Genomic DNA, 24,909 nt, shown 5'->3' on the forward strand with positions numbered 1-24,909 from the left:
TTGTTTTAAAGTTGGAATGTTGCCAAGACGTTGTAAAGTTGAAACGTTGTAAGGTTGAAATGTTCGTATTTAACGCAGAGAGTACTGGCAAAGTCGATTAACTTTACAACTTTAAAACATTTCAACCTTCCAACAAATCCAGTGGCTAAAGATACATTTTTTCGGAAAAAACTAAGCCTGAACGTCGGTGGCAAATTGATTGACTTATCTACCCCGAAAGTGATGGGTATTATCAATATCACACCCGACTCTTTTTTCGCCGGCAGCCGCAAAACTGATACTGCGGCTATACTGCAGCAGGTAGAGAAAATGTTGACTGATGGCGCAACGTTTCTCGATCTTGGGGCTTACTCATCCCGCCCGGGGGCAGTAGATATTTCGGTTGAGGAAGAAATAGAAAGGTTATTGCCTGCTGTTGAAGCCATTGCAAAAGATTTCCCGGAGGCTATTATGTCCGTCGATACTTTCCGCGCAAGCATAGCCGAAGCGGCTGTAAAAGCGGGTGCGCATATCATCAACGATATATCGGGCGGCAGCCTTGATGCGGATATGTTTGCAACAGTGGCCCGCTTGCAGGTGCCCTATATATTGATGCACATGAAAGGCACGCCGCAAACCATGGTACAGCAGGCGCAATACGATGACGTGTTTGCCGAGGTGTTTGATTACTTCGTGAAGAAAATATACCAGTTGAGGCAATTGGGCCTGCACGATATCATCCTCGATCCCGGCTTCGGCTTTGCCAAAACTGCGGAGCAGGGCTATGAATTGATGAACCGTATGCAGGAATTCGGCCTGCTGCAATTGCCGGTGCTGGCAGGCATCTCGCGCAAACGGATGATATACGGTTTGCTGGGCCGTACTGCCGAAGAAGCCCTTAATGGCACCACCGTATTAAACACTATTGCCCTTATCAAAGATGCAAGCATATTGCGTGTGCACGATGTAAAGGAAGCAGTAGAAGCGGTAAAAATATGGGAAGCTTGTAACGGATTGTGATGATACGGATTGAGAGAGCCAGCGAAGCGGATATCCCCCAAATTACCAGCGTGGAGATTGCAAGTAAACTGCAATCGTTTCCTGATTTGGTTGAAGATGTTGACATAGATTACCCTACCCGCGAATACCGTTGGAAGACCTATTTTGCCGGGCAATCGCCGGTAAGCGCCAAACCCGAACGCATGGTGTTTAAGGCGATTGCCGATGATGAAATGATAGGTTATATAGCGGTACACCTCACTACCAGGTATGATATGGATGCTGAAATACAATCCTTTTATGTTTTGAAAAAGCACCAGCGGCTGGGTATCGGGCTTAACCTTTTCAACGCCGCGCTTGAATGGCTAAAAAAACTTGGAGCGGGTAGCTTGTGCGTAGGGGTATCACCTGGCAACCCTTACCAATACTTTTATCTTAAACATGGCGGCGACTACCTTAACCAGCATTGGATATTTTGGGGAAATATCGGCGAGGTGTAAAAAAAGGCTTTATTTTATCCTTTTATAATCCGCGGCGATATTGTCAGTAATATCGGTACCCAAGGTAAGCGTATCGCCGTGTAACCTTGCTTCTGTGCCGTAAGTATCGGCATCGTAGTAAATCCGGTCGTAAACGATATTGCCATAAGTAAAGGCATTTTTTGTTATCCTGAATTTCCCCGCCGAGGTCTGCGCGCCTTTCACAGACATTTTATAAGTACTATCGGCATTTAACTGTAGGAGGCTTTGGTTACCCGCTGGATATTTTTCGCTAATGCCGGCAATGCCGCCATATCTGGCACGTAACTCAAAGGTGCCGTTGTAACCGGTAGATGTAACCGGCAAGTCTGCTTTTTTACAGGATGCAAAGACTGCAATAGCCGTTAGTGTGTACAGGAAATTCTTCATGATGATTTATTGAAGGTTTATACTATTTCACTCTATGATACTCGTACGATGGCCCATCAAAAGCCGACGTGCCGATGGTTATCGTATTAGGCGTTTCTGCCCACGCATCATGGTAATCGGGGTTGGTGAGCGTAACGGTACCGAACTTTACGGTATCTTGTGTTTCAATAATCCTAATGCTGAATTTACCGCTGGCGACTACTTTATTATCAAGATATTTTACGTAGGTGCTGTCGCTGTTGAATTGGTACATATTACCGCTGTTTGTAACGCGCACCGAGGGGCGCAGGCCGCCACTTACCCAGGCCAGTTCCCACTTGCCAAAAAGCCCGGAGTTAATTTTAGGGTTCTCTTCTTTTTTGCAGGCCGCCAGGCAGCCCAATACCACAACAATTAACAACCCCTTTTTCATCGTAAAATTTATTTTAGTTATTTTTTTTAACGTAAATATGAGAAATACCAGTAGCGTTGGTTACACCGAGGACGAGGCTATCTTTATTCAACTTATAGCTGTCTGTGCCATTGCCCGAAATTTCTATACTGCCGTAAGTGTTTGCGGCCGTGCTGTTGGTTATAGAGGTATGGTATTGGCCGGTAGCATGCACGGTATTGTCTATATATTGGACAAAAGTGCTATCCGCCTTAAATTCATAAATAAAAACACTGGCCGCAGGAACCGCAGCGAGCCCGCCACCCGTAGTGAAGCGTAGCTCCCATTTTCCAACGATGCTATAAGCGGGGGCTACTTTTTCCTTTTTGCACGATGCCAAGACGGCAATCAGCGCCATAAAAAACAAAGCTTTTTTCATATCCGTAACTGCTTTAATCCACTATTTTAGTTTAACGTAATCTGATGCTATGCCATCAGCTGCTGTTGTGCCGATGGTTATCGTATCGGCTTTGATGCGGAAGTTATCCAGGTACACCGGCTCATCGAAGGTGATGGTGCCGTAGCGTGCGCCATTCTCGGTGCCTTTTATATTGATATGGAAGTTGCCGCTTTCGGTAATGACACCGTTGGCATACCTCACGTAGGTGCTGTCGCTTTTAAACTGGAAGATACGGCCGTTTCCGGCCGGGAATTTATCGTAATGATAGCTGAAGCCGCCATAGCTTGCCCGCAATTCGTATTTGCCAAATACGCTGGCGTTAACCGCACCTTCCTTTTCGCAGGCGGATAATGTGGTGGCAATAGCAATCAACAGTAAAGCCCTCTTCATAATCAATTGGTTTTATAACTATTACGGGCGTTTTTTGGTAAACGCTACAACAGGTATTTAATTTTTAGAAGGCACCACTACACCATCCAGCATCTTCAATATCGAATCGATGTACTCGCGGCTGTTGGCCAGACGGGGTACTTTGTGCTGCCCGCCAATTTTGCCCTTCAACTTCATCCAGTTGAAGAAGGTACCCTCGGCAACCTTGCGCACCTGGGGGCGGCGCAGGGCCATATCTTTAAAACGCTTGGCATCGTAATCGGAGTTTACGCGGCGCAGGGTAAGATCCAGTAAGTCTACAAAACGCTCGAATTCAGCGGGTTTCTTCTCGAATTCGATCAACCACTCATGCGCGCCGCATTGGTCGCCATTGAAGTACACCGGTGCGGCGGTATAATCGCGGATGATGGCACCGGTTAAGGAACAGGCTTCGGCCAGGGCGCGTTCGGCGTTGTCGATGATGAGTTCTTCGCCAAAGGCGTTGATAAAATGCTTGGTACGGCCGGTAATGGCGATGCGGTAGGGCGAAAGCGAGGTGAATTTTATGGTATCGCCTATCATATACCGCCAAAGGCCGGCATTGGTGCTGATGATAAGGGCGTAGTTTTTATCCAGCTCTACCTCGTCCAATGTTAGGGTGTCGGGGTTTTCGTCGTGTAATTTTTCCAGCGGGAGGAATTCGTAAAAGATGCCATAATCCAGCATCAGCAGCATATCGCCGGGTTCTTCCAGATCTTGTATGCCAAAGAAACCTTCCGATGCATTGTAGGTTTCCAGGTAGTACATATCCGTGTTTGGTATCAACTTCCTGAACTGCTCGCGATAGGGCGTAAAGTTTACCGCGCCGTGGAAGTAAAGCTCCAGGTTTGGCCATACCTCCAACAGGTTGTTTTTGCCCGTAATCTCCAGGATGCGCTTAAACAGCAATATGTTCCAGGTGGGCACGCCGCTGATGCTGGTTACATTTACATCTATGGTAGCGTGGGCCATCTTCTCTATTTTTTCCTCGAAGTTTTCCAACAAGGCGATATCCAGGTGCGGGGTGCGGTAAAACTCGGCCCAAAGGGGTAGATTTTTCATGATTACCGCCGATAGGTCGCCGAAAGAAGTATCGGCATTTAGCTGGCCTATTTGATGGCTGCCGCCAAGGGTTAAACTTTTGCCGGTGAAAATGCGGGCGTTGGGGCGGTTGTTGAAGTATATGGTAAGCATATCCTTGCCACCTTTAAAATGGCATTCTTCCAGCGATTCCTCACTTACGGGGATAAACTTGCTGCGATCGCTGGTGGTGCCCGATGATTTGGCAAACCAGCGTATCTCTGATGGCCATAGCACGTTTTGCTCACCCTTCAGCATCCGCTCGATATAGGGTTTCAGCGTATCGTAATTTTGGATGGGCACCTGCCGCTTAAAATCGGCCAGGCTTTCGATGCTTTTGTAGTGGTGCTGTTTGCCCCATTCGGTATTTTCGGCACCGGCCACAAGCTGCTCAAACCATTCTTCCTGCACTTCGTTGGGGTATTTCATAAAAAGCTCTATCTGGTGGATACGCTTTTTCATGAACCAGGTAAATACGGAATTTATGATGGCCATAAGGGGGAGTTAATGGTTCATAGTTGATAGTTCATAGACGGAGGCTCATCGAAAATCGCTTTTTGGCTTTTTACGCAGCTACCATGAACTATGAACCATCACCTATCAACTCAAAGATATAATTTACTGGGCAAAAGTTTTTCTTTTCAATACAAAATTAGCACCCAGGTAAACTTTACGCACCATCTCGTTGGCAGCCAGTACTTCGGGTACGCCCGATTCCAGTATCTTGCCCTCGAAAAGCAGGTACGCACGATCGGTTATGGAGAGGGTCTCCTGTACATTGTGGTCGGTTATCAATATGCCTATGTTGCGATGGCGCAGCTTGGCCACCATGGCTTGTATCTCTTCCACAGCGATAGGGTCTACGCCGGCGAAGGGTTCATCCAGCAGGATAAAGTTGGGTTCGGCAGCCAGGGCGCGGGCAATCTCGGTACGGCGGCGCTCGCCACCGCTCAGCAGGTCGCCGCGGTTTCTGCGCACCTTGTGCAGACTAAATTCGTCTATCAGTTCCTCTAGTTTATCGCGCTGCTTATCCTTCGGCATCTTGCCCATCTCCAGCACCGCTTTGATGTTATCCTCAACCGAAAGCTTACGAAAAATCGATGCTTCCTGAGCCAGGTAGCCGATGCCTTTTTGCGCACGGCGGTACATGGGGTCGCCTGTTATCTCTTCATCGTCTAGATAAATATGCCCCTCGTTGGGTTTAACCAGACCTACAATCATGTAAAAAGAGGTGGTTTTGCCTGCACCGTTCGGCCCAAGCAAGCCTACTATCTCGCCCTGCGCCACGTTAAAGGTTACATCGTTTACAACGCTGCGCTGCTTATATTTCTTTACTAAATTTTCTGCCCGAAGAATCATATTTCTAAATTATTACCGCTATAACGGAAAACTATCCTCGTCATTGCGAGTATCCACCAGGGTGCCCTGGAAAAAAATGTAATGACGTGCTTTGCCTGCATCGGTGGAATGCATAACCTTGCAAAAAAAACAAGGCAAGCTACACACCCCGTCTAACCCTTGGGGCCGTCCAGAGCCCGATTGCGAGTTTGGGATTGCCACTCTTTGTAAAAAACATTATTGGGAGCCTCCGCCCGAGGGCGGAAGGTTTACCGTGCTTTTAAGCTTAATACTTTGAGAGCGGCAGAGCTTGCCCTGTTTATAAAAAAACAAGTATATGGGCAAAGTTAAGAAAAACAACAAGAATGGTGCGCCTGTGCAGATGGAACAATTCGGGCTGCAGCACCCGCGTTCGGCGGGCATCGATATCGGCAGCATGCTGATGGTGGTATCCTACACAGATCGCAACAATAACAATCGTATCGCAGAATTCAACAGCTTTACGGACAGCCTTCACGAACTGGCAGCATTATTAGCGAGCGAAAAGGTAGAGGTCGTAACGATGGAAGCAACGGGCTCTTACTGGAAAGTACTGTTCAGCATACTGGAGCAAAACGGGATGAAGATCGTGCTGGTGAACCCCAGCCACTACCGGAACGTGTCAGCCCGCAAGACGGACATCAACGATGCGCAATGGCTCCACCAACTGCTGGCGCATGGCATGCTGCGCGACTCCCACATCGCACCTGAGCTGTACCGCGAACTACGCAGCTACCTCCATGAACGGGAGGTACTTCAGCAGCAGAAAAGCGACACGCTGAACCGCATCCAAAAAGTGCTGACGCTGATGAATATCAAGTTTCAGCACCTGATAAGCGACATCGAAGGCGTTGCCGGGATGCTGCTCCTGCGGGCAATCAGCACAGGCATCCGTGAGCCGGAAGCCTTGTTGAAGCTTATCGATTATAATCGGCTAAAAGCCAGCCCTGAGGACTTGCTGAGCTCGCTGAAAGGCGATTACCAAAACTATTATACCAATATCTTATCGCAGAGCCTGGAAAGCTACGATTTCGCTAAAGCGCAGATGGCGGTTTACGAAACCTATATACAAGGCACGCTTCAAAAGCTGCTGCCGGAAGAAAAGCAGGCCACCCTCCGCGATGTGCAAAAGAAGGGCATGGTACGCAAGAACCAATACCACTTCAACCTGAAAAGCTACCTGCAGGCTATCTTCGGTGTAGACCTCACGGAAGTAGACGGACTGGATGAAATCGGCCTGTTGACCATCTTAGCCGTAACGGGCAACGATATGCGCAAGTGGCCAACAGCGGGGCACTTCGCCAGTTGGCTCAACCTTGCGCCCCGTCCCAAAGTATCCGGCGGCAGGGTCATCGGTTATGAAAAACGGATTACCAATAACCCGGCTACGCAGGCGTTCCGATTGGCAGCGAATAGCCTGTGGCAAAATAAAGGGCCGTTAGGCCAGCAGTACAAAAAACTGGCGTCGACGAAAGGCTCCGCAAAGGCAATCAAAGCAATAGCCAGGAAAATAGCAGTCATCTTCTACAATATGGTGCTCAAACAGGAGGCCTATGATGCTGGCAAAGTACAACAGGATGTAGAACTGCAAACGGCAAAAAAATTGGCACGCCTGCAAAAAGCAGCCGCAAAACTCGGATGGACGATACAAAAAGCAGCTTGATTAACAACGCATTGGCTTCACGTCATTATAAGGAACGAAGCAATCTCTAAGCGATGCATGACCGCTTGTCCTATCGGGAGATTGCTTCGTGCCTCGCAATGACGCGTGGGTTTGGGTTTTAACCGCTCACCACTCTCTGCTCACTAATCACCACTCACCATCCTTATCCCTTTTATATTCAACTGTATCGTCCTTTGCTCGCGCCAAATGTTTTCTTCTATGGCGTAGCAAATATCGAATGGTACGCCGGGTTTTAATTGCGGCAGGTATTCGGCATGGTTAAAGGCTATGCAGCTGAATGCCGGCGAGCCGGGCTGCATTACGCTCATTTTTACGTGATTGCCGCCTACCAGGCCCGCATTCCCGCTAACATACACATTTTTGCTCAGGAATACCGGTGCCATGTTTTCCGGACCGAAGGGCGCGAACTGGTTCAGTATCCTGAAGAATTTGGGTTCGATATCGCTCAGTTGCAGCTCTGCATCTATCAGCACCTGCTGTATCAATTGCTCATCGGTAATGGTGCTGCTTACCACTTCCTCAAACCGTTGTATGAACGCGGGTACCTGCTCCGGCTGCATGGTGAGGCCCGCCGCATATTTATGCCCGCCAAATTGCAATAACAAATCGCTGCAGCCGCAAAGAGCCTCGTATAAATCATACCCCAGTACAGACCGTGCCGAACCTGCCACATGCCCGTTGCTGCGCGTGAGCACCACGGTAGGGCGGTAATATTTTTCGGTAAGGCGCGAGGCTACGATGCCGATAACGCCTTTGTGCCAACGCTCGTTGAATACCACGGTAGATTTACGGCCAATGAGTACCTCGTCATTATCTATCAGGCTCAGGGCCTCTTCGGTAATTTGCACATCGTATTCCTTGCGCTCCTGGTTACGCTCGTTAATGAGCAGACCTTTTTCTTTGGCATCGTCTTCGTGGCAGGCAATTAATAGCTGTACGGCATCTTTGGCATCGTTGATGCGCCCGGCGGCATTAATGCGTGGCCCCAATAAAAATACCACATCGCTGATGGTGTATGGGCCTTTACGACCAGCTACTTCCATTAGCATTTTTACGCCGATGCAGGGATTCTCGTTTATCATTTGCAGGCCTAAGTGGGCCAGCACCCGGTTCTCGCCGGTAATGTGCACGATGTCGCAGGCTATACTGATGCAGGCCAGATCGAAATAGGCGCTTACTTCTTCGAAAGGTAAGTCGTGTTTTTCCACATAGGCCTGGGCCAGCTTAAGGCCGATGCCGCAGCCCGAAAGCTCTTTGTATGGGTATTGGCAATCGGCGCGTTTAGGGTCGAGGATGGCCACGGCGGCGGGCAATTCTTCGCCGGGTAAGTGGTGATCGCAGATGATGAAATCTACCCCGAGGGTGTTGGCGTAAGCAATTTTATCGACTGATTTGATGCCGCAGTCCAGCGCGATGATGAGCGTGATGCCATTGGCCGCCGCATAATCTATCCCAGCTGTTGAGATGCCGTAGCCTTCTTTATACCTATCGGGGATGTAATATTCGATATTGGCGTGGTGGTTTTTGAAAAAGCTGTACGTAAGCGCGACAGCTGTGGTGCCATCTACATCATAATCGCCATAAACCATGACCTTTTCATTTTGGGCGATGGCGGCATCTATGCGGTCGATAGCTTTTTCCATATCCTGCATCAGGAAAGGGTCGTGCAAGTGGAGCACGCTTGGGCGGAAGAAGAGCTTGGCTTCGTCGTAGTTGCTGATGCCCCGGCGGGCAAGCATATTGCTCAATACGGTACTTATGTTAAGCTCTGCGGCAAGCGCTTGCACTACATCTTTATCTGCTCCATCTTTTATCACCCACCGTTTGGCCATAGATATATCGTAGATTTTTAGGGTGTAAAGATAGGAAAAAGAGAGCGCAAGAGCGGGAAGAAGCGGAGATTAAGGCGGGGGCAATAAAAGGTAGAAATGTCGAGGCCTATGGCCATTTAGTTTCGCTCATCCGGTTATCCATTATGGCGATTACCATAACCAGACCATTTTTCAGGATATAGAAAACTGAAAGCTGCTTACTCAAAACTGCCCGATGTACTTTGGAGTTCCTGCTGCTTTTTCGATAAAGTAGCGGAAAAACGCTGACGTTCTGTTCAAACTTATTTAGCAGCCTTGAAAAATTGTTGACCTCTCGCTGCGTAAAATAATAAAGGATATAATTTTTTATTTCAGCGGCGTTACGAAGGGCTCTTGGCGCATAGAAAACTTCAGGCATCTTTCAGCTTCGACCAAAATTCTTTGGATGACATTACGTTGCCGCTTTCGGCTTCCGCTAAGCCTGCGTTTATATTTTCTATTTGGGCTGGGGTGAGTTCATCCCACCAATCTTTTCCTGTATCCTCTAACTTGGCATCCTTGAGGCCCTCCAACATAGAAAGCATCTCCAAATCGGATAGCTGCTCTATCCAGGCTATCAAACTTGTTTTGGTCTCTTGTACTTCTGCTGCTGACATACACAAATTTAATTATTCTACACCAAATAAACCGCATCTTCTTCGCCTTCCACATCCAAAACCACGTTAACGTGCTCTTTGATAACGGTAGAGAGGGCCATGCCGGCATAATCTGTTGCTACGGGGAAGCTTTTGTGGTTACGGTCTACCAGTACCACGGTGCGGAGTTTCTTGAGAGGAACATCCAGGAAAACGCCGAAACCATAGGCCAGGGTTTTGCCGCTGTTCAACACATCATCAACCAAAATAATTACCTTGTTGCTGCATTCCTCCACGTCGAAATTGATGCGCGCACTCAGGCTGGTGCTGTCCTTTTCCAGTTCTATAGTAAGCAGAGAGGTAGTAAACGGCGCTATCTCATCCAGCACGGCCTTCAACCGCTCGGCCACATGGTTGCCGCGGGGCAGGATGCCGGCGATGAGGATCTCCGTTTCGTCGAAATTATCTTCCAGTATCTGGTAGGCAATACGGTCAATCTTTTGCTGTATTTGCGTACTGTTTAATATCAGGAGCTTTTTATCGGGCATGGCGAGTGTTGGATATTTGAACAAATATAATACTAAAGCTGATTAACGGCATTGCCATCAATCTCATCTATCAATTTTCCGCAGAGGGATTGGTCGGATAAATAGGTTCCTTTTAAAAGTTCGGCTTTAAACCGGTTATAGTACTTGTCGAATCCTTTACCAAAAACGGCTTCCCAGTCGTTATCCTGATGCTCGATTAAAGAAATATTCTTAGCTTTTGTAAGTATGAGGATGTGTCGCCCCGGCTTTCTTGCGCGACCGCTAACCCATACAATTAACCCTATTTCAATAAATTCATCTGTTATTGAAATGATTTCTTCATATAAATACTCGTCGACCTTTACAGGTTTTATCGTAGTGATAAACCCATCATCATCAATTGTATTGAATGTAATGGCTTCTGTTTCAAAATTAATATCAACCTTAAATACGAGCTTGTCATCCTCAATTTTCAATCCCTTTTTTGCAACCAATGCTTCGGCGAATACATGGGTAGTGAAATCATTTAGATTTAGAAGGAAGTTTTGGGGGTTTAGCGTGGTTTTCAGAATCCGGCTATCATGCAGCAAACCGAAATACTGATAATACTTACCTATCGTATCTTTATTACGCTCAATTAAGTCTGAATTATCTATTGCCTCAACATCATCTATAAGATAATAGGCCAATTGAGGTGAGATATCAAGAATATTGGATTTCATCCTACCCTTTCACATACGGATAATACACAAAATTCGCCCCTTCGGGTACTACTACAAACAGGCACATAAAATCGTGCGGGTTTTTATAGGTGCCGAGGAAACGCTCTTTCAGTTCGGCTTTGATAATGCCACGCTCGGTAAATTCTTCGATGGTGGATGCGTGGATGCTCCACTCGGTGTTGAGTTCGTTACGATCAAGGATTACTTCACCTAGCTTGAGTTCGTGCTGATGAGCAACAAATATGGGGTGCATAGATAAACCTTCGAGCATGATTTCTACGGCTACCTCGCGGATAGATTCGTTGAAAAGTTTCAGGTCGCGTTCGAGGCTTACCAGGGGGCTTTCCTTTTTTGGTTTATTGGATTCTGTGCCGTTTTCGTTCAGCAATTCTTCGGGGTCCATATATATTGGGTACTATGGGTTCTAAAATAATTAATTATTCCTGCGGTGGTTTGGGCTTCATTTTGGCGGCGTTGAACCTGGGCTTAAAGCCGACAGGTTTGGGCGTAGTTTCCTCAGCTGGGGCATCCGGCGTTGCAGGTATTTCTGCCTTAACCTCAATTGGTGCAGCAGGCGCTGGTTCATCGCCGGGTTCAGCAGATGGTGCGGCATCGTCTGCTTTCGGTTGTTCTGCGTCCGCAGGTTTTGGCGCAACCATCTTCATATTGAAGCGTGGTTTGAAGCCGGGCTTTGGTGCAGTTGTTTCCGCAGGGGTGACGGGTGTATCCTCGATAGGCGGCAGTGCTTCAGCTTGTGCAGGTACTTCTGCTTTATCCTCAACGGGCTCTGCTGGTTTCGGCACCATCTTCATATTGAAGCGTGGCTTGAAGCCTGGCTTTGGTGCTGTTGCTTCCGCAGGAGCGGCAGGTGTTTCTTCAATAGGCGGCAGTGCTTCAGCTTGTGCAGGTACTTCTGTTTTATCCTCAACGGGCTCTGCAGGTTTTGGTGCCATCTTCATGTTGAAGCGTGGCTTGAAACCGGGCTTTGGTGCGGTAGTTTCCGCAGCGCTTTCCGCGTCTGGTTTCACGTCGGGAGTTTCCTTCGGCTCTGTGCTTTCGGCTTCCTCTGCCGGTTTTGGAGAAACCATTTTGGGGTTGAAGCGCGGCTTAAATGCAGGTTTTGGCGCAAGGGCTTCGGGAGAAATTTCGGCTTTCGAGTCCGGGCTTTCCACTTTCTTCGCACTTGGCACGGGGATGCTTTCTGTAAGCGTTTCCACAATGGTTTGTTCGGCCAAGCGGTTCTCTACGTGCACTTTCTCAGGCTTTTGTTCGGCTGCCAGGTGGTATTGCAACCGTAACTTATTGAACCAGTATTTTTTGGTATGGTCGAAACTCTTTTCTCCCATTTGCTCGAAGTGGGTTTTAAATTCAAAAAACAGGGCAGGCTCACCGGCTTGCAGCGCGGTAAGGTCTATCCTCTTTTTCTGAAAAAACTCTTCGAAAGTCATGGTTTTTTAGATTTGAGATATGAGATGTGAGATGTGAGACAACTGCCCCAAAATCTCAATCCCATATCTACCTACATTATTATTGGACTATACAAGAAATGAGCTACGCTCCTGTCTCAAATCTCATATCTAAAATCTCACATCTACAAAAACGTCCAGCTTGCCAAACCTTATCCCTGTTGCCGTTTGCTCCCAATCTTCGCGCTCCTCATCGGTAGCGTTCAGCAGTTTCGGGAACCACTCCAGCGGGAAGGCTTGTTGCTTGCCATCTGCCTTCTCTACAAAAAGCAAACCATTGGCAAAGGTTACCTTTATTTTTTGTTCCTGTTTGCGGGTTGACGTTAGTGGCATGGTTGATTTTATTAGAGCGTCATTGCGAGGAACGAAGCAATCTCTAAGCTTTGCATTGTGGATATGCTAATCGGGAGATTGCTTCGTGCCTCGCAATGACGGGTTGGGTAAAATAGAATCCGAAATCGAAAATCCGAAATCAAAATTACTCCGCCATATTATGGTACACGGCCTGCACATCGTCGTCTTCTTCCAGGCGGTCTATTATCTTGAACACGTCTACAGATTGCTCTTCGGTTACGGCGATGTTTGATTGCGCAACACGCTCCAGCTTGGCCGATTTGGTTTCGATGCCCAGGGCTTCCAAAGCTTTCTGCATTTTGCCGAAATCTTCGTAAGCGGCGTGCAATACGGCAATTTCATTTCCTTCTTCGTCTGCATCTACAAACAGGTCTTCTAAACCGGCATCAATCAGTTCAAATTCCAGTTCTTCCAGGTCGCGATCGCCCGGGTCGAAAGTGAATACCGATTTGCGGCTGAAGATAAAATCCAACGAGCCGGTTTTGCCCAGCGTGCCGCCGTATTTGGTAAAGTAGCTGCGCACATTTGCTACGGTACGGTTGATGTTATCGGTAGCGGTTTCTACCAATATAGCCACGCCGTGTTGTGCATAACCCTCGTACACCAGCTCTTCGTAATCTTTCTCGTCGCGGCTGGTGGCGCGTTTAATGGCCGCTTCCACACGGTCCTTCGGCATGTTAACGGCCTTGGAGTTTTGGATGGCCGTGCGCAGGCGCGAGTTGGTGTGCGGGTCGCCGCCACCGGCTTTAACCGCCATTACAATTTCCTTACCCAAACGCGTAAACTGCACCGCCATTTTGGCCCAGCGCTTAAATTTCCTTTCCTTACGGAATTCGAATGCTCTTCCCATTGTCTTTTTGGATTACACCGATTTTATTGATTACACCGAATATTGATTGAGCCGATGTTGATCTGCGGTGAATATACTTTATTGGTCTTCTAAATTACTTTCTTTAAATTTTCGAGCATGTCGCTGGTCATTTTACCAAGGTCGTACTCTATTTGCCAGCCCCAGTCTTCGGTTGCCTTGCTATCGTCTATCGATTTTGGCCAGCTATCGGCTATGGCCTGGCGCGGGTCGTGGTCGGCGTAGCTCAGTTCGAAATTAGGCAAATGCTTTTTAATTTCATCTCCCAATTGTTCGGGCGTAAAGCTTATACCCGCCAGGTTATAGCTGCTGCGTATTTTTATTTGTTCGGCCGGTGCATCCATTAAGGTAATGGTAGCACGGATAGCATCATCCATATACATCATGGGCAGGGCGGTACCTTCTTTCAAAAAGCTTTGGTAATTGCCTTTTTTTAATGCCTCGTGGAAGATGTGAACGGCGTAATCGGTAGTGCCGCCGCCCGGGTTGGCACGCCAGCCTATCAAGCCAGGGTAACGAAGGCTGCGCACATCCAGCCCGTATTTGGCGTGGTAATATTCGCACCAGCGTTCGCCGGCCAGTTTGCTGAAACCGTAAACAGTGTTAGGGTCCATTATGCAGTATTGCGGCGTATTATATTGTGGCGAGTGCGGGCCGAAAACGGCTATAGAACTTGGCCAGAAAACCTTTGCAACTTTAAACTCTACGGCGAAATCAAGAATATGCAATAGGCCGGTCATGTTCAAATCCCAGGCCATACGTGGTTTTTGCTCGCCTACGGCCGATAGAATGGCCGCCAGCAGGTACACCTGCGTAGGGCGGTGTTTCTCGAATATATGGTGCAGGTTATCTTTATCCAGCACGTTTGCAAACTCGAAAGGGCCGCTGTTACGGATAGCATAGTTGGGGTTGTTAATGTCCGACGCTATAACATTTTCGGCCCCGTGTATATTCCTCAAAGCAGTAACCAGTTCGGTACCAATTTGTCCGTTGGCGCCTATCACTAAAATCTTTTCGCTCATGCAGATGCAGGTTTGGGTACAAAGGTAAATTTTTTTGGGTGAACTCGAATTTATTGTCTGGACTCGAATTTGGGGGAATTTTTAGAAGTGACAGAATGAAGCCCGAAGCGATGCGCTATTTTAATTCTGCTCATTCCTTTAATTCCTTAAAATTCGAGTTCAGACAATATTTCGCATACCAGTTTAGTAGACATTCGCAAAAAAATCGCATATTTGAGCCTCACCTAAATCCTCTCCAAAGGAGAGGACTTGTTAGCAAGTTCAATCTTGCCTCCCTCTCCCTTGGAGAGGGCTGGGGTGAGGCTAAAACAGTATTATTTATTTAACAATTTAAAAATGAAAGTCGCAGTAGTAGGTGCCACCGGGCTGGTAGGCACTAAAATGTTGCAGATCCTTGAGGAGCGCAACTTCCCCGTTACAGAATTATTCCCCGTAGCTTCCGCTAAAAGTATTGGTAAAGAAATTACTTTTAAGGGTAAGCAGTATAAGGTGGTTTCTGTTGAGGATGCGATAAAGCAAAGGCCCGATGTTGCCCTGTTCAGCGCGGGTGGCAGTGCTTCTTTGGAGCAGGCCCCTATGTTTGCCGAAGTTGGCACAACCGTGATAGATAACTCATCGGCCTGGCGCATGGACCCAAGTAAGAAGTTGATCGTGCCCGAAGTGAATGCCGATGTGCTTACTGCCGATGACAAGATCATCGCCAACCCAAATTGCTCAACCATACAAATGGTAGTGGCCTTAAAGCCCCTGCACGATAAATATAAAATTAAACGCGTGGTTGTGTCTACCTACCAATCGGTAACCGGTACCGGCGTAAAAGCGGTTGACCAGTTGTTTAACGAACGTAAAGGCATCGACGGACCGAAGGCATACCCGTACACGATCGACCTGAACGTTATCCCGCAGATTGACGTTTTCACCGAGAACGGCTACACCAAAGAAGAAATGAAAATGGTGAAGGAAACCGTTAAGATAATGGGCGATGCCAGCATCAAGGTTACGGCTACCACCGTGCGTATCCCGGTAATGGGCGGGCACTCAGAGTCGGTTAACATCGAGTTCCTGAATGATTTTGATGTGGAAGAAGTAAAGGAACTGCTTTCAAAATCGCCGGGCATCGTAGTAACTGATGACATCGCGAACTTGAAATACCCGATGCCGTTGGATGCACATGATAAAGACGAAGTTTTTGTAGGCCGCATCCGCCGCGACGAAACCCAGCCGAACACCTTAAACTGCTGGATAGTATCTGATAACCTGCGCAAAGGCGCTGCAACCAATGCCGTGCAAATTGCCGAGTATTTGGTAGCTAAGCATTTGATTGGGCAGGCTGTAGAGGTGTAGTTTAATTGTTGAGACGCAATATTTTGCGTCTCAGTCATGCATTTCGGATTTGCATACGGGAGACCCAAAATATTGCGTCTCTACGGAATAAATGAATAGGGATAATCGAAAGGTTATCCCTATTTTTATGAAACACATTTTCATAGTGGATAAATTGATTTTTTTGACGGAAAAAGATGTCGATGGAGGCTATTACGCAACAGCCATCGGTCAATCAATATTTACCGAAGCTGATACCATTGAAGCATTAAATCTGAATATTGCCGAGGCGATTGCCTGCCACTTTGATGGGCCAGTTTTTCCTACATTTAAATTGTTATTTGCCTAACCAATGAATCCCTTTAAATACCAACTCTTTATCAGTCTCCGAATGGGATATACATTCGGCATGTTTCTTTCCTTATTAGCTCTAACCGTCGATTCTTTCGCCCAAACCCCACAATCCATCGAAGCCGACTTGCTCAAGTCATTCAAGAAGATAGCCTATTGGGATCAAAGGCTAAGCGATACGACTGTTAGCGCAAGCGATTCCCTCGACAACGCAAACGACGTTTTTGGTGAGAAACTAAAATACACAACGGAAAAATATCCGGCTACAATTGCTCAATCCTTTGCTTCATTAAAAAAAGAGCGTTTGGATATTTTCACATCTTCCGACGGACTGTTTAGAATTTATTCATGGGATATGGGTGGTGGCGGCACCATGCGCGAATTTGAGAACCTGATGCAGTATAAAACGGGAAATACAACAAAATCAGAACTGTTTGTCAGTTCCCAAGAGACTGGCGTGCCTTTTTATTCAAACCTATACACCTTTAAAGCAGTCAACAAAACGTATTATCTTGGGATTACGGGCATTATAGAATCATCACGGTATGCGGGTACGGGCATTAAAATATTTGCTATCGAAAATGGTAAGCTAAATACCAATGTAAAGCTGCTCAAAACAGGCTCGGGATTGAAGAATGAGATTTCGTACGAGTACGATTTCGGCTCTATCGTCCACATTCCTTATGGGAAAAGGCCAACCATTACCTTTGCTGCTGCCACACAAACCATTCGTATGCCATTGGTTGATACAAAGGGTAACGTTACCAAAAAATTCATCACCTATAAATTCAACGGGCAATATTTCGAAAAGATAAAATAGGGATGAAGCGCATTAAATTGATATTGTGTAGTTGCTTTTTATTGGCTGTTGAGGGCGCTTTCGCGCAAAACCCACAAACTATCGAAGCTGGCCTTTTAAAATCTTTTAAGAAAATTGCCTATTGGGATGAAAGAAGAGGCGACGTAGGGGCTGATGACTCACTTGAACATGCAAATGACGGATTCTCCTCGCAATTGCAGTCCATCACCAAAAAGTACCCTCACACTATAAATCAATCTTTTAAGTCGGTCACAAACTCGGGTTTAATAATTAATACTTCTGCCGACGGATCGTTACGAATATATTCTTGGGATACTGCACTTGGAGGCACTATGCGGAAATTCAAAAACCTCGTTCAATATAAATCCGGACCTATTACAAAATCGATAATTTTAGTAATCGACTCCGGAGGGTATGAGCCTTTTTATTCCGGGTTATACAAGGTTAAAACAGGTAAAATAACTTATTATATAGGCGTTAATACAGGCATTCTATCAAGCGCTTACATTACGCAGGGAGTAAAGGTCTTCGCAATAGAGCAAGGGAAGCTTAACCCCAATGCAAAACTTATCAAAACCAAAAGTGGACTAAATAACTGCTTAGATATCGACTCTGATTTGAGTGCCTCAGTTAATCGCGGCATAGCCACACAACCCCAGTTAACGTTCGATATAAAAACGCAAACCATAAAAATTCCTTTGATTACTTCAGAGGGGGGAATAACCAAAAAGTTTATCACCTACAAATTCACCGGCCAATATTTCGAAAAGGTTATCTTAGCTGAATGATATCCTTCAGCCACCGCGTTTTTATGGAAGTTGCCGCCAACCTTAGTTTCTCTAAGGCGGCGCAGGTGCTGTTTATTACCCAGCCTGCCATCAGCAAGCACATCAAAGCGTTGGAAGACCAGTACAAGATGCCGCTTTTCGAGCGCAAAGGCAATAGCATTTCACTTACCGACGCAGGTATAAAACTGAACGATTACCTGAAACAGGCTACCGAAATTGAGCGTAAGGCCGAGTATGAGCTCTCCATCCTCAGCAACGCCGCCAATGCCGCAGGGCACCTGCGCCTGGGGGCAAGCACTACCATCGCCTTATACATTTTGCCGTATATCCTCTCGGGTTTTCAGCAGGAATACGCCAATGTGGGCGTGCAATTGGTTAACCGTAATTCCGAATATATACTGGATGCCTTGCTGCGGCACGAGGTGGACCTCGGCATCATCGAGGCCGAAACCAAGCTTACTACTGTTACCTACACCCATTTCATGAGCGACGAGGTGATACCTGTGTGCTCGGCAAAAAGTCCGTTGGCGGGGAAATCGCTAACCTTGAAGCAGTTCGTAAAAACGCCTTTGGCGGTGAGGGAACGCGGCTCAGGTACCTTAACGGCACTCCTAAAAGCCCTCTCGGCATTGCATATCAAACCGGCCGACCTATCCATCAAAATACGCCTCGGCGGTACCGAAGCACTCAAAAACTTCCTCCTGGCCGACCAATGCCTCGGCTTTATGCCCCGCCCCTCCATCATCCGCCAATTAGCCGAAGGCGACTTGGTAGAAGTACCCATCGAGGGCCTAAAGATAACCCGCGATTTCTACTTCATCCGCCGTAAAGGCACGGAGGATAACGGGTTGACGGGCAATTTTATGAATTATGCTACCCGGTTTATATTAAAGGACGGTTAGTTTATTTTTCTTTTTGAATAGATTTCAGTAAATTTGGTTATGGTACAATTGAGCGGCACATATGATAATGGTACTGTTGTTTTAGATAAACCGGTATTGGTAGACAAACCTGTTAAAGTGCTTGTGACATTTATGGATGAAGATATCCAGTCAGTAAACAAGCGTTTAACCCTTAAAGATTTCTCCTTTGCCAAAAGCCGGGAATTACTTAAAGATGTGCATACCGATATTGCTGAAGCGGTGATAGAAGAACGAAGGTCGCAGCTGTGAAAGTTTTTTTAGATACCTCGGTCTTAATTAAATTATACTACCGGCAGGAGGGAACCTCAAGGATAGATGAACTATTTGAGAAGTATTATATCTCGGATATCTACATTTCACAATTGTCAAAAATTGAGTTTAGCTCCGCAGTTTATAAGAAAGTACGGACGAAAGAGCTCTCGCTAATAAATGCCGAAGATATCCTGAATTCATTTTTGGCGGATTTAGACAAATACATCGTTACTCCTTTAGATGATGCGTGTATGGATACTGCTCTTCAACTCATAAAAAAATATGGTGTTAGCGGATTGAGGTCCTTAGATGCTTTGCAATTATCGTCTATAAAAATCGTCGCCCAGAAAGTAGACATCGCAGTTACAGACGATAAGCTACTGAATAACCTTATAGAGGCCGAGGGGATTAATACTTCGTATCTTTAGCGAAGCACTCGTTTAAATACTACCCCAATCCCCTCAATTATTACCCCCTTTTGTAACAACCCTGCCACGGTTAGCATTTTGTTGATTTACTTGCTAAATTAGCCTCAGCTAATACTGATAATCATGAGAAAAATCTTCGCCGTTTTATTCCTGCTGGCTACCGCCTGCACCGCTGCCCTTGCGCAGAGTTACGATGTAAAAGAGCATTACACCAAAAAAGATGTGTACATCACCATGCGCGATGGCGTAAAGCTGTTCACTTCCATCTACACGCCAAAGGACGCTTCGGCCACCAATAAATATCCTATCATGATGCAGCGCACCTGCTACAGCGTAGCGCCCTATGGCGAAACCAAGTATGCCGGCCAATTGGGTCCCTCAAAATACATGATGCAGGAAGGCTACATTTTCGTTTACCAGGATGTGCGCGGCCGCTGGAAAAGCGAAGGCACCTGGACAAACATGACCCCGGTTATCGATAACAAAAAGAAAAAAACGGATGTAGACGAAGGTTCGGATACCTATGATACCATCGACTGGCTCATTAAAAACCTGCCCGGCAATAATGGCCGCGTAGGGCAATGGGGTATCAGCTATCCCGGTTTTTATACCGCTGCTGGTATCCTCAGCAACCACCCGGCTCTGAAGGCTTCATCGCCGCAGGCACCGATTTCCGATTTCTTTTTCGACGATTTTCATCACAACGGCGCGCTTTTAGAAAGCTACTTTTTCACCTACCCGGTATTTGGCGTGCAGAAAAAGGACACCACCGCAACGCCCTGGTATAACAGCCAGATGATAAACCCGCACACTAAAGATGGCTACCAGTTTTTGCTGGATATGGGTCCGCTTAAAAATGCCGATAAGTACTATAAGGACAATTTTTACTGGCAGGAAACCATCAACCACCCCAGCTACGATGCTTTTTGGCAACAACGCGGCTTGCCCAAACATTACGTCAAAACCAAGACGGCGGTGATGACCGTTGGCGGCTGGTTTGATGCGGAGGACTTAACCGGTCCGTTGGCTATTTACAAAGCTATCGAGCAGAAAAATCCGGATGGTTACAATACCATCGTGATGGGACCTTTCGGGCACGGCCGGTGGTCGCGCGAGACGGGACACACCATGCACAGCAATATCTACTTTGGCGATAGCATCGCTACTTTCTATCAAAAAAATATCGAGCAGAAATTCTTCAATCATTTCCTCAAGGGCAATGGCGATAAAAACAGCGGCCTGCCCGAAGCCTATATGTTCAATACAGGCAAAAATGAGTGGCGTACATTCGATAAATGGCCTTCGCCCGCCGCAGAGCATATAAAGTTTTACCTGAATAACGACGGCAAACTGGCCGCTTCACAACCAGCAAATGCCGGTTCTACCAGCTACATCAGCGACCCGCTGAAACCCGTTCCTTACACCGAGGACCTGCCGACTACCATAGGCTTCACCCCGCATAATTACATGAGCGAAGACCAGCGCTTCGCCGGACGCCGCACTGATGTGCTGGTTTTCCAAACAGAGGTACTTACCGATGACGTTACCCTTGGCGGCGAAATCATGGCGCACCTTAAAGTGGCCAGCACCGGCACCGATGCCGATTTCTTTGTGAAGCTGATTGATGTTTACCCCGCAGATGAACCGAACAACCCCTACATGCCCAACAAAAGCCTCACGCTGAACAACTACCAGCAAATGGTACGCAGCGAGGTAATGCCCGCCCGTTTCCGCAACAGCTTCGAAAAACCGGAGGCACTGGTGGCAGGTCAGAAAACGGATATCAACTTCCGGGTGCAGGATGTATTGCACACCTTTAAAAAGGGGCACCGTATTATGATACAGGTGCAAAGTACAGCTTTCCCGCTGTTTGCCCGCAACCCGCAAACGTTTTTGGATAACCCTTACAAAGCCAACGATAGCGATTACATAAAAGCAACCGAAACCATATTTAATGATAGCTATTTTGATGTGGAGGTGTTGAAATAGGGGCTAGAGATTAGAGGCTGAAGGTTAGAATTTAGGAAGAAGGGATTCCCTTAACACCATGTCGAGGAGCGGTCGGGGTGGTGCGAGGGGGCGACATGGCAAACTCGTCGCCAATCCATGATTTACATTCTAAAAATTCATTAATTCTATAAAATTCGAGTTCAGACAAATGAAAAAACTGCTTTACCTGTATTTAATATTGATGACCTGCCAATACGCCACCGCGCAGGTAAAGGTAACGCAGCTGGATAAAACCGCTATCCCTAAGTCCATCAAATATACCGGGCATATTATTGATGCTGTAAGCTTTACCGATAAGGACGGCGAACATTTGGTAATTACCACGGAGAGTGGAATAATATCTAGCAAAGGCCCTGATAGCGACAATTTTCGTAACGAAGAATTGCATGCCTATCATTATAGAAAAACAGCTGGAGAATTAAAATTAACCTGGCAGACATACGACTTTATAAAGGACTGTGATGTAGACCTGGCGGCACATTACCTGCCCAAGACTTTTGCGGTTACCGATTTAGATAATAATGGGACAGCCGAAGTTTGGCTGATGTATAAAACGGTTTGCCACGGCGACGTTAGCCCCAGCGATTTGAAGATAATTATGCACGAAGGCGATAAAAAGTATGCGGTGAGAGGGACAACCAAAGTCATATTGCCCGGAGAAAAAGAAACCGCTCCGAAAGAGACTTATGGTGGCAAATACACTTTCGATGCTGTCTTTAAAGCAGGCCCGAAAAGCTTCCGCGACTATGCTTCTGCTCTTTGGAAAAACAATATGATAGAAGACTGGAAATAGATTTTTAAATTAACAATGAAAGCAACAAATATATACGCTGCGCTGCTGCTGGCAGCATCAACCCTCACTGCCCACGCCCAGCTCGGCACGCCAAAAGAAGTGTTTACCCGTGCTGATACCCTGCGCGGTTCGCTCACCACGCCGTTGCGTACCTGTTACGATATCAACTACTACCATCTGGATATTAAGTTCGATATCGATAAAAAATTCATCAGTGGTAATGTGCTATTCAAGTTTACGGCCGCGGCAGATTTCACCAAACTGCAGTTCGACCTGTGGAACAACCTGAAGATAGAAAAGGTGGTTTACAAAGGGCAGGAGCTAAGCTACACCCGGGAGTTCAACGCGGTGTTCCTTAGCTTTCCCAAAACCATCAGCAAGGGCAGCAAGGATGAGTTTACCGTTTACTATAGCGGCAACCCAACCATTGCCAAACGTGCCCCATGGGATGGTGGCGTACAGTACGCTACCGACTCCTTAGGTAAACCCCACGTGGCAACTGCCTGCCAGGGAATGGGAGCCAGCGTTTGGTGGCCAACTAAAGATGTACAGGATGACGAGGTAGACAGCGCCATGGTAAGCATCAGCGTGCCCAACGGCTTAAAAGATGTATCAAACGGGCACCTGCGTAAGGTTACCAGGTTAAAGGATGGCTACACCCGTTTCGATTGGTTTGTGTCGCAGCCCATCAACAATTATAACCTCGAAGCCAACATAGGCGATTACGCCCACTACACCGGCACCTACCAGGGCGAAAAAGGCAAACTCGAGATGGATTTTTGGCCGCTAAGCTATAACCTCGAGAAAGCCAAGAAACAATGGGGACTGGATGCCCCGCGCATGCTCAAAGCTTTCGAACATTGGTTTGGCCCTTACCCTTTTTATGAAGACGGCTACAAATTGATTGAAACCCCGCACCTGGGCATGGAGCACCAAAGCGGAACGGCCTATGGCAATCATTACCGCAACGGCTACCTCGGTCGCGACCTATCGGGTACCGGTTGGGGATTGAAGTGGGATTTCATCGTGGTGCACGAGAGTGGGCACGAATGGTTCGGCAACAACATCACCAGTAAAGATTTGGGCGACATGTGGATACACGAAAGCTTCACCAACTACAGCGAGTCGTTATTCATCGAAACCTTTTACGGCAAGCAGGCCGGGCAGGAATATGTGCATGGCACCCGCATGAACATCCAGAACGATGGCCCGATTGTAGGTGCTTACGGCGTAAACAAAGAGGGCAGCAGCGATATGTATTACAAAGGCGGCAACCTGCTCAACATGGTGCGCACCATTATTAACGACGATGATAAATGGCGCGCCATCCTGCGTGGTCTCAATAAAACCTTTTACCATAAAACCGTTACCTATGATGATGTAGTGGGCTACATCAACGCCCAAAGCGGTATAAACCTTTCGCCCGTGTTTGAGCAGTACCTTAAACACGTAAAACTGCCGGTGCTTGAGTTCGATACCATACAAGGCAAGCTGATGGCCCGCTGGGTGGCCGAAACGCCGGGCTTCAACATGCCGGTAAAAGTGCGCATAAAGGGCGGCGAGTATCAATTCCTCAAGCCAACCAGCCGTTTTACGCAGGTTAGTATAGATGGTGCAGCAAAGGATAATATTGAGGTAGACACCTTTAACTATTACATCGGGGTTTTGGTTGATTAGGTTACAGGTTTGCTGATGCTTCAATCGTGATGGTCTGCGATTATATTTTCCGTTTGGTGCAACTTATTAAATGTAAAGCGCGTCTGATAGAATGGAAACCATAAACTAACAAACATGAAAGCATTAAAAAAACTGATACTGGCTGCCGTAATGGTAGTTGCAAGCGCATCGGCATTTGCCAAAAACAATACTGAGGATCGCCATTTAACCGGTTTCAACGCCGTAAACGTAGCCGGCTCTTTCGATGTGTACATCACCCAGGGTTCGTCAGAATCGGTAAAGGTTGATGCTCCTGCCGATATCATTGGCCGTATAGTAACCGAAGTAGAGGGCGGTACCTTAAAAATTTACACCAAACGCGATGACAACAACAGCTGGAGCTGGCACGATAAAAAAGTTGTGATTTACGTTGCCCTTAAGGACGTTAACGCGATTACCCTTGCAGGCAGCGGCGATATCTTTTTTAAAGAAGGCCTGAAAGCTACTTCGTTGAAAATCAAATTATCAGGCAGCGGCGATATCACCGGCAAACTGAATGTTAAGAATTTGGATAGCAGCATAGCAGGCAGCGGCGACATCACCATCACCGGCAGCGCCGATACATCAACCGTTAGCGTAGTTGGCTCAGGCGACTACACCGCCCGGGGCGTTGTCACCGGTAGCACTAGAGTAAGTGTAGCAGGCTCCGGCGATGCCACCGTAAACGTTTCTGATAAATTAGATGCCTCGATAGTAGGAAGCGGCGACGTGCACTACACCGGTGCGCCAAAAAGCATCAATACCTCAAAAGCCGGCAGCGGCAGCGTAAGCAGGATGTAAGTCGAAAGTCTTAAGTAAGAAGTCTTGAGTCAGAAGACATCCTTTTTTGACTTAC

The 24,909-nt window shown here is 47.1% G+C and carries 29 protein-coding genes; 14 read left to right on the top strand and 15 right to left on the bottom strand.

All coding sequences use genetic code 11. From position 1 onward, the window contains the following. The first annotated feature begins 141 nt into the window (after positions 1 to 141). Together folP and AC1DYT_RS00485 are read left to right on the top strand one after the other, a co-directional pair. Positions 142 to 999 (top strand): dihydropteroate synthase, encoded by an 858-nt coding sequence (folP, locus tag AC1DYT_RS00480; protein ID WP_477467702.1) that lies wholly within the window; start codon positions 142 to 144, stop codon positions 997 to 999. Then, a complete protein-coding gene (locus AC1DYT_RS00485) occupies positions 999 to 1,478 on the top strand; it encodes an N-acetyltransferase family protein (protein ID WP_477467703.1) in 480 nt (159 codons plus the stop codon). The genes folP and AC1DYT_RS00485 overlap by 1 nt, the downstream gene beginning before the upstream one ends. Before the next feature lie 9 nt (positions 1,479 to 1,487). Here the strand turns inward: AC1DYT_RS00485 and AC1DYT_RS00490 are convergent, their stop codons facing one another. From AC1DYT_RS00490 to lptB, 6 genes are all read right to left on the bottom strand, one after another. Then, positions 1,488 to 1,886, bottom strand: coding sequence for a hypothetical protein (locus AC1DYT_RS00490; RefSeq protein ID WP_477467704.1), 399 nt, complete (start codon positions 1,884 to 1,886; stop codon positions 1,488 to 1,490). Positions 1,887 to 1,908: 22 nt separating this feature from the next. Further along, positions 1,909 to 2,298, bottom strand: a complete 390-nt coding sequence (locus tag AC1DYT_RS00495; RefSeq protein WP_477467705.1) for a hypothetical protein — start codon at positions 2,296 to 2,298, stop codon at positions 1,909 to 1,911. A 13-nt stretch (positions 2,299 to 2,311) separates the two neighbouring features. Beyond that, on the bottom strand, positions 2,312 to 2,695 hold the full coding sequence (locus AC1DYT_RS00500) for a hypothetical protein (protein ID WP_477467706.1): 384 nt from the start codon (positions 2,693 to 2,695) through the stop codon (positions 2,312 to 2,314). Between the two features lie 21 nt (positions 2,696 to 2,716). Next, positions 2,717 to 3,106 (bottom strand): hypothetical protein, encoded by a 390-nt coding sequence (locus AC1DYT_RS00505; protein WP_477467707.1) that lies wholly within the window; start codon positions 3,104 to 3,106, stop codon positions 2,717 to 2,719. 57 nt (positions 3,107 to 3,163) lie between these two features. Next, the gene (locus AC1DYT_RS00510; protein ID WP_477467708.1) at positions 3,164 to 4,699 is read right to left on the bottom strand and encodes a GH3 auxin-responsive promoter family protein; all 1,536 of its coding nucleotides are present in this window, start codon (positions 4,697 to 4,699) and stop codon (positions 3,164 to 3,166) included. A gap of 123 nt (positions 4,700 to 4,822) precedes the next feature. Continuing rightward, positions 4,823 to 5,563, bottom strand: coding sequence for an LPS export ABC transporter ATP-binding protein (gene lptB, locus AC1DYT_RS00515; RefSeq protein ID WP_477467709.1), 741 nt, complete (start codon positions 5,561 to 5,563; stop codon positions 4,823 to 4,825). Between the two features lie 316 nt (positions 5,564 to 5,879). Between lptB and AC1DYT_RS00520 the strand changes: the two genes are divergently transcribed. Further along, the gene (locus AC1DYT_RS00520; RefSeq protein WP_477467710.1) at positions 5,880 to 7,244 is read left to right on the top strand and encodes an IS110 family RNA-guided transposase; all 1,365 of its coding nucleotides are present in this window, start codon (positions 5,880 to 5,882) and stop codon (positions 7,242 to 7,244) included. Between the two features lie 143 nt (positions 7,245 to 7,387). Here AC1DYT_RS00520 and recJ read toward each other — a convergent pair whose 3' ends face one another. From recJ to AC1DYT_RS00565, 9 genes are all read right to left on the bottom strand, one after another. Continuing rightward, positions 7,388 to 9,097 (bottom strand): single-stranded-DNA-specific exonuclease RecJ, encoded by a 1,710-nt coding sequence (recJ, locus tag AC1DYT_RS00525; protein ID WP_477467711.1) that lies wholly within the window; start codon positions 9,095 to 9,097, stop codon positions 7,388 to 7,390. 389 nt (positions 9,098 to 9,486) lie between these two features. Beyond that, a complete protein-coding gene (locus AC1DYT_RS00530) occupies positions 9,487 to 9,732 on the bottom strand; it encodes a hypothetical protein (RefSeq protein WP_477467712.1) in 246 nt (81 codons plus the stop codon). 17 nt (positions 9,733 to 9,749) lie between these two features. Next, a complete protein-coding gene (locus tag AC1DYT_RS00535) occupies positions 9,750 to 10,259 on the bottom strand; it encodes a phosphoribosyltransferase family protein (RefSeq protein ID WP_477467713.1) in 510 nt (169 codons plus the stop codon). Between the two features lie 32 nt (positions 10,260 to 10,291). Then, on the bottom strand, positions 10,292 to 10,960 hold the full coding sequence (locus tag AC1DYT_RS00540; protein ID WP_477467714.1) for a hypothetical protein: 669 nt from the start codon (positions 10,958 to 10,960) through the stop codon (positions 10,292 to 10,294). Position 10,961: 1 nt separating this feature from the next. Then, a complete protein-coding gene (locus AC1DYT_RS00545; RefSeq protein WP_477467715.1) occupies positions 10,962 to 11,363 on the bottom strand; it encodes a hypothetical protein in 402 nt (133 codons plus the stop codon). Between the two features lie 34 nt (positions 11,364 to 11,397). After that, positions 11,398 to 12,408 carry a hypothetical protein gene (locus AC1DYT_RS00550; protein ID WP_477467716.1) on the bottom strand — a complete coding sequence of 337 codons (1,011 nt, stop codon included), beginning with the start codon at positions 12,406 to 12,408 and terminating at the stop codon, positions 11,398 to 11,400. Positions 12,409 to 12,537: 129 nt separating this feature from the next. After that, entirely contained in the window at positions 12,538 to 12,759 is a 222-nt protein-coding gene (locus tag AC1DYT_RS00555) for a DUF2442 domain-containing protein (protein WP_477467717.1), read from the bottom strand. Positions 12,760 to 12,904: 145 nt separating this feature from the next. Then, positions 12,905 to 13,630, bottom strand: a complete 726-nt coding sequence (locus tag AC1DYT_RS00560; RefSeq protein ID WP_477459485.1) for a YebC/PmpR family DNA-binding transcriptional regulator — start codon at positions 13,628 to 13,630, stop codon at positions 12,905 to 12,907. 89 nt (positions 13,631 to 13,719) lie between these two features. Next, positions 13,720 to 14,670 carry an NAD-dependent epimerase/dehydratase family protein gene (locus AC1DYT_RS00565; RefSeq protein ID WP_477467718.1) on the bottom strand — a complete coding sequence of 317 codons (951 nt, stop codon included), beginning with the start codon at positions 14,668 to 14,670 and terminating at the stop codon, positions 13,720 to 13,722. A 336-nt stretch (positions 14,671 to 15,006) separates the two neighbouring features. On the opposite strand from AC1DYT_RS00565, the gene AC1DYT_RS00570 reads away from it, so the two are divergent. The 11 genes from AC1DYT_RS00570 (at position 15,007) to AC1DYT_RS00620 (ending at position 24,854) form a co-directional block, all read left to right on the top strand. Further along, positions 15,007 to 16,014, top strand: coding sequence for an aspartate-semialdehyde dehydrogenase (locus AC1DYT_RS00570; RefSeq protein ID WP_477467719.1), 1,008 nt, complete (start codon positions 15,007 to 15,009; stop codon positions 16,012 to 16,014). 127 nt (positions 16,015 to 16,141) lie between these two features. Next, complete coding sequence (locus tag AC1DYT_RS00575; protein WP_477467720.1) at positions 16,142 to 16,342, top strand: hypothetical protein; 201 nt, start codon at positions 16,142 to 16,144, stop codon at positions 16,340 to 16,342. 42 nt (positions 16,343 to 16,384) lie between these two features. Beyond that, a complete protein-coding gene (locus AC1DYT_RS00580; RefSeq protein ID WP_477467721.1) occupies positions 16,385 to 17,164 on the top strand; it encodes a hypothetical protein in 780 nt (259 codons plus the stop codon). A 2-nt stretch (positions 17,165 to 17,166) separates the two neighbouring features. Further along, positions 17,167 to 17,952 carry a hypothetical protein gene (locus AC1DYT_RS00585; protein WP_477467722.1) on the top strand — a complete coding sequence of 262 codons (786 nt, stop codon included), beginning with the start codon at positions 17,167 to 17,169 and terminating at the stop codon, positions 17,950 to 17,952. Next, positions 17,949 to 18,854 (top strand): LysR substrate-binding domain-containing protein, encoded by a 906-nt coding sequence (locus tag AC1DYT_RS00590; RefSeq protein ID WP_477467723.1) that lies wholly within the window; start codon positions 17,949 to 17,951, stop codon positions 18,852 to 18,854. The genes AC1DYT_RS00585 and AC1DYT_RS00590 overlap by 4 nt, the downstream gene beginning before the upstream one ends. 39 nt (positions 18,855 to 18,893) lie before the next feature. Next, positions 18,894 to 19,124: a hypothetical protein gene (locus AC1DYT_RS00595; protein WP_477467724.1), complete on the top strand. Its 231-nt coding sequence runs from the start codon at positions 18,894 to 18,896 to the stop codon at positions 19,122 to 19,124. Continuing rightward, complete coding sequence (locus AC1DYT_RS00600; protein WP_477467725.1) at positions 19,121 to 19,555, top strand: type II toxin-antitoxin system VapC family toxin; 435 nt, start codon at positions 19,121 to 19,123, stop codon at positions 19,553 to 19,555. Before AC1DYT_RS00595 ends, AC1DYT_RS00600 begins: the two co-directional genes overlap by 4 nt. 123 nt (positions 19,556 to 19,678) lie before the next feature. Continuing rightward, a complete protein-coding gene (locus AC1DYT_RS00605; protein ID WP_477467726.1) occupies positions 19,679 to 21,544 on the top strand; it encodes a CocE/NonD family hydrolase in 1,866 nt (621 codons plus the stop codon). 169 nt (positions 21,545 to 21,713) lie between these two features. Continuing rightward, entirely contained in the window at positions 21,714 to 22,358 is a 645-nt protein-coding gene (locus AC1DYT_RS00610; protein WP_477467727.1) for a M949_RS01915 family surface polysaccharide biosynthesis protein, read from the top strand. A 15-nt stretch (positions 22,359 to 22,373) separates the two neighbouring features. Further along, positions 22,374 to 24,035 (top strand): M1 family metallopeptidase, encoded by a 1,662-nt coding sequence (locus AC1DYT_RS00615; RefSeq protein WP_477467728.1) that lies wholly within the window; start codon positions 22,374 to 22,376, stop codon positions 24,033 to 24,035. Positions 24,036 to 24,149: 114 nt separating this feature from the next. Further along, complete coding sequence (locus AC1DYT_RS00620; protein WP_477467729.1) at positions 24,150 to 24,854, top strand: head GIN domain-containing protein; 705 nt, start codon at positions 24,150 to 24,152, stop codon at positions 24,852 to 24,854. The last annotated feature ends 55 nt before the right edge of the window (positions 24,855 to 24,909 follow it).

The organism is Mucilaginibacter sp. P1_D10 (assembly GCF_056406215.1).